Source organism: Novosphingobium sp. UBA1939 (genome assembly GCF_002336885.1).
Lineage (GTDB): Bacteria > Pseudomonadota > Alphaproteobacteria > Sphingomonadales > Sphingomonadaceae > Novosphingobium.
The window spans coordinates 348-6,887 of the sequence record NZ_DDFB01000086.1 but is presented as its reverse complement, the minus strand read 5'-3'; the positions used below and the strand labels follow the sequence as shown (position 1 = coordinate 6,887).

General features: G+C 70.3%; 7 protein-coding genes. 3 read left to right on the top strand and 4 right to left on the bottom strand.

Features of this window, described 5'->3' with window-relative positions; all coding sequences use genetic code 11:
* Positions 1–1,624, top strand: a 1,624-nt coding sequence (locus B3547_RS11665; RefSeq protein WP_292963278.1) for a xanthine dehydrogenase family protein molybdopterin-binding subunit, incomplete at its 5' end; no start/stop codon positions are given.
* A gap of 78 nt (positions 1,625–1,702) precedes the next feature.
* Positions 1,703–2,713 (top strand): sugar kinase, encoded by a 1,011-nt coding sequence (locus B3547_RS11660; RefSeq protein ID WP_292963276.1) that lies wholly within the window; start codon positions 1,703–1,705, stop codon positions 2,711–2,713.
* A gap of 12 nt (positions 2,714–2,725) precedes the next feature.
* Here the strand turns inward: B3547_RS11660 and B3547_RS11655 are convergent, their stop codons facing one another.
* A complete protein-coding gene (locus B3547_RS11655) occupies positions 2,726–3,358 on the bottom strand; it encodes a 2-dehydro-3-deoxy-6-phosphogalactonate aldolase (RefSeq protein WP_292963273.1) in 633 nt (210 codons plus the stop codon).
* A gap of 124 nt (positions 3,359–3,482) precedes the next feature.
* On the opposite strand from B3547_RS11655, the gene B3547_RS11650 reads away from it, so the two are divergent.
* The gene (locus B3547_RS11650) at positions 3,483–4,190 is read left to right on the top strand and encodes a FadR/GntR family transcriptional regulator (RefSeq protein WP_292963270.1); all 708 of its coding nucleotides are present in this window, start codon (positions 3,483–3,485) and stop codon (positions 4,188–4,190) included.
* 24 nt (positions 4,191–4,214) lie between these two features.
* Here the strand turns inward: B3547_RS11650 and cobU are convergent, their stop codons facing one another.
* The 3 genes from cobU to B3547_RS11635 all read right to left on the bottom strand — a co-directional run.
* Positions 4,215–4,748, bottom strand: a complete 534-nt coding sequence (cobU, locus tag B3547_RS11645) for a bifunctional adenosylcobinamide kinase/adenosylcobinamide-phosphate guanylyltransferase (protein WP_292963268.1) — start codon at positions 4,746–4,748, stop codon at positions 4,215–4,217.
* Positions 4,745–6,205: a cobyric acid synthase gene (locus tag B3547_RS11640; RefSeq protein ID WP_292963266.1), complete on the bottom strand. Its 1,461-nt coding sequence runs from the start codon at positions 6,203–6,205 to the stop codon at positions 4,745–4,747. The genes cobU and B3547_RS11640 overlap by 4 nt, the downstream gene beginning before the upstream one ends.
* Positions 6,193–6,540, bottom strand: a 348-nt coding sequence (locus tag B3547_RS11635) for a cobalamin biosynthesis protein (RefSeq protein WP_292963264.1), incomplete at its 5' end; no start/stop codon positions are given. The genes B3547_RS11640 and B3547_RS11635, both read right to left, overlap by 13 nt.

The window sequence follows — 6,540 nt, the reverse complement described above, 5'->3', positions numbered from 1 at the left end:
GGCCGCCGCCAGCGCCGCGCCGCTGCCCAAGGACGCGCCGCTCCGCCCCGGCAGCGCGCTAAGAGTGATCGGCAAGCCGACCCGGCGGCTCGACAGCCTCGCCAAGGTCACCGGCGAAACCGTCTATGGCATCGACGTGCGCCTGCCCGGCATGAAAGTGGCGATGCTGGCGCAATGCCCGATGTTTGGCGGCACGCTCGCCGCGTTCGACGAAAAGGCCGCGCGCGCCACCCCCGGCGTGGTGCAACTGGTCAAGGGTGTCGACGTGCTGTTCGTGGTGGCCGAGACCTACTGGGCGGCGATGCAGGGCTATATCGCGGCCAACCCGCAATGGACCGCGCCCAAGGCGCCGGCCGATCACGCCCACATCCTCGCCGGGCTGGACGAGGCACTGGCGAAACCGGGGTTCGAGGCCAAGTCCACCGGCGATCTCGCCGCCGCCAAGGCCAGGGCGGCGCGTCCGTTCGGCGCCACCTATCGCCAGCCCTTCCTGGCGCACGCGCCGATGGAGCCGGGCAGCTGCACCGCGCACGTCACGCCCGAAGGCTGCACGATCTGGGCGGGATCGCAGGTGCCCGCGCAGGCGCGCGACGATGCCGCCAAGGCGCTGGGCCTGCCGGCGGACAAGGTGACGTTCCACAACTGCCAGATGGGCGGCGGCTTCGGCCGGCGGCTGGAAACCGACATGGTGGTGCGCGCGGTCGAGCTGGCGCGGCAGGTGCCCTACCCGGTCAAGCTGATGTGGTCGCGCGAGGAGGACATGAAGCACGACATGTACCGCCCGGCCTATGCCGATCAGATCACGGCCGCGCTGGATGCCGGCGGCAAGCCGATCGGCTGGGAGCACCGGATCGCCGGCTCCTCGATCATGGCGCGGCTGCTGGGCCAGGGCTTCACGGGCGTCGATGCCGACGCGATCGAGGGCGCGGTCGCCATTCCCTATGCGCTCGACGCGCACCGGGTGACGTTCCAGCAGGCCGAAAGCGCGGTGCCCACCAGCTGGTGGCGTGGCGTGGGCGGATTGCGATCGGCCTTCGTGGTGGAAAGCTTTATCGACGAGCTGGCCCACGCCGCCGGGCAGGACCCGCTGGCCTACCGCCTCTCGCTCGTCACCGACGCGCGCATCCGCGCCGTGCTCGAACGGGCCGGGCGCGAAGCCGGCTGGGGCAAGCCGCTGCCCGCCGGGCTGGGGCGCGGGATCGCGGTGCTGCAGCTTTGGGGCACGGTCATCGCGCTGGTGCTGGAGGCGCGCGTCGCCGATGGCGCGATCACCGTGCCCCGGGCGACCGTGGCGGTCGATTGCGGGCTGGCGATCAACCCGCTGGGCGTGGCCGCGCAAGTGGAAAGCGGCGTGATCTTCGGCCTGTCCGCCGCGCTCCATGGCGAAGTGACGATCAAGGGCGGGCGCGTCGAACAGTCCAATTACCACGACTACCGCATCCTGCGGCTGAACGAGGCCCCCGCCATCGCCACGCATATCGTCGAAAGCGCCGCCGACCCCGGCGGCATGGGCGAACCGCCCTGCGCCGTGGTCGCTCCGGCGCTGGCCAATGCGGTGTTCGCCGCCAGCGGCAAACGCCTGCGCACCCTGCCGCTGGCGATGGCGCTGGAAAGGGCGTCCTGAACCCCGCTACGCGCCCCTCGCTTGTTCCGTCGCAATTTGTCATATAATTGATCGGGCAGCGCGATGGAGAGGTGCCGGGTGTCCAGGATCATCTGTTTTGGCGAAATGCTGCTGCGCCTGGCGGCCCGGCCGCCGGCGCTGCTGGGGCAGGAAGGCACGCTTGACGCCACGTTCTGCGGCGCGGAAGCCAACGTCGCAGTGGCGCTGGCAGGGTTCGGGCAAGATGCGGAACTCATCACCGTGCTGCCCGAAAACCGCCTGGGCCGGGCAGCGCGGGACGCGATCCGCGCGTTCGGCGTGAACCTCGCCCGCACCCCGTTCACGTCCGGCCGGATGGGGCTGTATTTCCTTTCGCCCGGCGCCATGGCCCGGCCGTCGGAAATTCTCTACGACCGCGCGCATTCGGCATTCGCCGACCTCTCCCCCGATGTGTTCGACTGGCCCGCTCTCCTGAACGGCGCGGACTGGCTGTTCGTGGGCGGCATCACCGCAGCGCTGGGCGAAGGCCCGCTGGCGGCTTTGCGGTCGGCCATGGCCACGGCGCGCGAGCGGGGCGTGCGCATCGTGTTCGACTGCAATTTCCGGCCAAGCCTGTGGCGGGATCGGGAAGATCAAGCGAAACAAATTCTGCGCGAACTGTCCCTGGCCGCCGACGTCCTGCTTGCCGACCCGCGCGTGATCGGCCTGATGCTGGATCGTACTTTCGCCGATCCCGATCCCGCCACGGCCTTCCGGGACGCGGCGCAGGCCATGCTCGCGCTCGCCCCCGCGCTCACCCACGTCGCGGCGACGCACCGCGAAGTGTCCTCCAGCGACAACCAGCGCCTGACCGGGCTGCTTGCCAGCCGGGCCGCCGTGGCCAGCACCGCGCCCGTTGCGCTGGACGCCATCGTCGACCGGATCGGCACGGGCGACGCCTTTGCCGCCGGCATCGTGCATGGCCTGGCGCGCGGCATGGCGCCCGATCGCACCGTCATCTTCGCGACGGGCTGCTCGCAATGGGCGCATGCGGTATCCGGGGACTTTCTGCGCGCCAGCGAGGCAGACATCGACGGCATCCTCGCCGGTGGCGGGGATGTCCGCCGCTAGAGACAGGACCCGTTACTGCCGCGCCTTCGCCGCGTGGAAAGCGGCTACGATCGCCCGCGCATCGCTGGCGATGGCGTCCAGCGGCTTACCGGGCCGGAACAGCGATCCTCCCATGCCGAAGCCGGTGGCGCCCGCCTGGAGATAATCGGCCATGTTGGCCGCGGTGATCCCGCCGACGACGAAGATCGGCACCTGCGGCGGCAACACCGCCCGGACGGCGCGGACGCCGGCCGGCGGCATGGCTTCGGCCGGGAATATCTTGATGCCTGTGGCCCCCGCTTTCAGGGCCGCCATCATTTCGGTGGGCGTGAACACGCCCGGCAGCACGGTCATGCCCTTGGCCGCGGCGTGGCCGACCAGCGCCGGATCGCAATGCGGCGACACAACCAGACGCGCGCCCAGGCGTTCCAGTTCGTCCACCTCGTCGGTGCGTGTCACCGTGCCCGCGCCGATCAGCGCGCGATCCCCGAGCGAACGGACAAGACTGGCAATGCTGGCGAACGGGTCCGGCGAATTCATCGTGACCTCAAGGATGCCGAAGCCGGCCTCCACCAGCGTGTCCGCCACGGCCTGCGCCCGTTCCGGCTCAAGGCCGCGCAACACCGCAAACAGCGGCAAGGCATTGGCGAGCGTTACGACTGCCATGGCTGGGTTTCTCTCCTGTTCCCGATCGACGCAACGGCTTGATCCCGCCGCGCGGCGGCTCTATCACCATTTATCATATTAATACAGCAGCGATCCCGGTCCGCAATCGGGACGGGAGCAGCCCATGACCCCCTTCGAAAACGGCGGCAAGGTTACCGCCCGCATTGTCGAAACGCTTGGGCGGGCGATCGTTGCCGGCGAATACGCGGATCGCCCTCTGCCCATTGAAGCGGACATCTCGCAACAGTTCAAAGCCAGTCGCAGCGTTACCCGCGAAGCCATCAAGATGCTGACGGCCAAGGGGTTGATCGCGTCCCGGCCCCGGCTCGGCACCAGCGTCGCGCCGGAGCGCGACTGGAATTTCCTCGATCCCGATGTGCTGCGCTGGCTGCTCAGCCGGGGCCTTTCGCTCGATCTGCTGGCGGAGTTCACCGCCTTCCGCAGCGCCATCGAGCCGCAGGCCGCGTCGCTGGCGATCCGTCGCAACGATCCGGCAGCGATCGCGCGCATCGGGGAAGCGGCAGAACGCATGACCAAGGGCGGGATGAGCCAGGAGGACGCTCTCCAGGCCGACATCGATTTCCATGTCGCCATCCTGCTCGCCAGCGGCAACCGCTTCATGATCCAGTGCCGGGATCTGGTCGAGACAGCGCTGCGCTTCAGCATCCGGCTGACCAACCGGCAAAAGGGCGTGGCGACCGCGGACAGCGACGCCCACCGGGCCATCGCCAACGCGATTGCCGCCGGCGATGCGGGACGGGCCGTCAGCGCCAGCCGCGATCTGCTCAACGAAGCCGCCGCGCTGATCGAGCAGGCGCGCCGGGCAAGGTGAATGCGGAAGGCCAAGGCGCAGGGTTCATACCCCGGATACGACCGCGCCTGCGCCCTTCAAAACCATGGGCAGGCCGGCCGCGACGAACACGACCTCGTCCGCCATCGCCGCGAGCCGCTGGTTGAGCCTCCCGGCCTCATCACGGAAACGGCGGGCCAGCGCATTGTCGGGCACGATCCCCAGCCCCACCTCGTTGGCGACCAACGCCACCGGCACCGGACAGGCAGCGATGGCTTCGGCCAGCGTCGCGCCTTCGCCCTGCGGATCGCGGTCGGCCAGCAGGAGGTTGGACAGCCACAGCGTCAGGCAATCGACCAGGATCGCGGCGTGGCTCTCGCCGGCCCGCGCAATGGCGGCGGCAAGGGCAAGCGGCGCCTCTATGGTGTGCCAGCGCGCATTGCGGTCCGCGCGGTGCCGGGCGATCCGGTCGGCCATCTCGGCATCGAGCGCCTGCGCCGTGGCGATATAGGCGAGCCGGCCCGCGCAGGCTTCCACCCGCTGCTGCGCATAGCGGCTCTTGCCCGAACGCGCGCCGCCCAGCACGAGCAGGCTGGTCATGCGAGGCCCCGCCGCGCCAGCGCCAGCAGTCCTTCGATATCGAGGTGCCGCTCCAGCTCGGCCGCCAGTTCGTCGAGCGCGGCATCGACCGCACGGTCATGGTCCGCGCCGTTCGAGTGCGCGCCGAACCGCGCCAGCATCGCCGCGCGCAGGCCAGGTGCGGCGAACAGGCCGTGGCAATAGGTGCCGAACACACGCCCGTCGGCACTGATGGCCCCGTCCATGCGCGTTCCGTCCAGGCAGGCGAAGGCACGGTCCGCGCCCGGCCCGGTGGTTTCGCCCATGTGCATCTCGTACCCCTCGAACGCCGCGTCCAGCGCCGTGCCGCGCACGCGCCGCAGCGCTTTTTCCGGGGTGAGCACGGTTTCCACGTCGAGCAGGCCCAGCCCGGCAATGTCGCGCAGGTCGCCCTCGACCCCCAGCGGATCGGCGATCCGGCGGCCGAGCATCTGGTATCCGCCGCAAATCCCCAGCACCGCGCCTCCGCGCCGGTGATGGGCAAGGATGTCGATGTCCCAACCCTGCGCGCGCAGAAACGCCATGTCGGCGATCGTCGCTTTCGATCCCGGCAGCACGATCAGCGCGGCATGGGCGGGGATCGGCGTGCCGGGCGGAATCATCGCCACCTCCACCTCCGGCTCCTGCCGCAAGGGATCGAGATCATCGAAGTTGGCGATGCGCGGCAGGATCGGACAGGCGACCAGCTTGCGCCCCGGCATGGCCGAGGCCGCGCGGTCGAGCACCACCGCGTCCTCGCTGGGCAGGCGCGCGGTCACCGCGATCCAGGGCACCAGCCCGAAGCCGCGCCAGCCCGTCAGCCGGGCGATCGCGTCGTAACCACCGGCGAACAGCGCCGGATCGCCCCGGAACTTGTTGACGATGAAGCCCCGGATCATCGCCGCGTCGGCCGGATCGAGCACCGCGCGCGTCCCCGCCAGAGCCGCGATCACCCCGCCCCGGTCGATATCGCCGACCAGCACCACCGGCACATGCGCCGCGCGGGCAAAGCCCATGTTGGCGATATCGCCATCGCGCAGGTTGATCTCGGCCGGCGAGCCGGCGCCTTCGACCACCACCAGATCGCAGCGCGCGCGGAGGCGTTGCCAGCTTTCGAGCACTTCGGGCAGCAGGCTGCGCCGCCCTTCGCGGAAATCGGCCGATCCCAGCGTGCCACGCACCCGGCCATGAACCACGAGCTGCGACGTGCGATCCGCCTGCGGCTTCAGCAGCACGGGATTCATGTCGGTATGCGGCGCGGCACGCGCGGCCAGCGCCTGCAACGCCTGCGCCCGGCCAATCTCGCCGCCATCGACCGTGACCGCCGCGTTGTTCGACATGTTCTGCGGCTTGAACGGCAGAACGCGGACGCCCCGGTTGGCCAGCGCGCGGCACAGCCCCGCGACCAGCACCGATTTGCCGACATCGGAACCGGTCCCCTGCACCATCAGGCCAGCCATGCCATTCCTCCCGCTATCAGCCATCCCAGCCCGCAGGCCCGAACATAGACACGCCGCGCCGCCACCAGCACGGCAAGACCGGCTTCTCCTCCCTCACCGATCCACGGTTTGTCCAGCACCGCCCCATCGTAACGGACCGGGCCGGCCAGCCGGACGCGGAGCACCCCCGCCATGGCCGCCTCGGGCCAGCCGGCGTTGGGGGAGGCATGGCGCGCATGATCCCGCCAGGCAATGCGCCAGCCGCCCCCGCCCGCCAGGCACAGCAGCAGCGCGGAAAGGCGCGCGGGCGCCAGATTCAGCAGATCGTCGCTGCGCGCCGCCGCCCAGCCGAACGC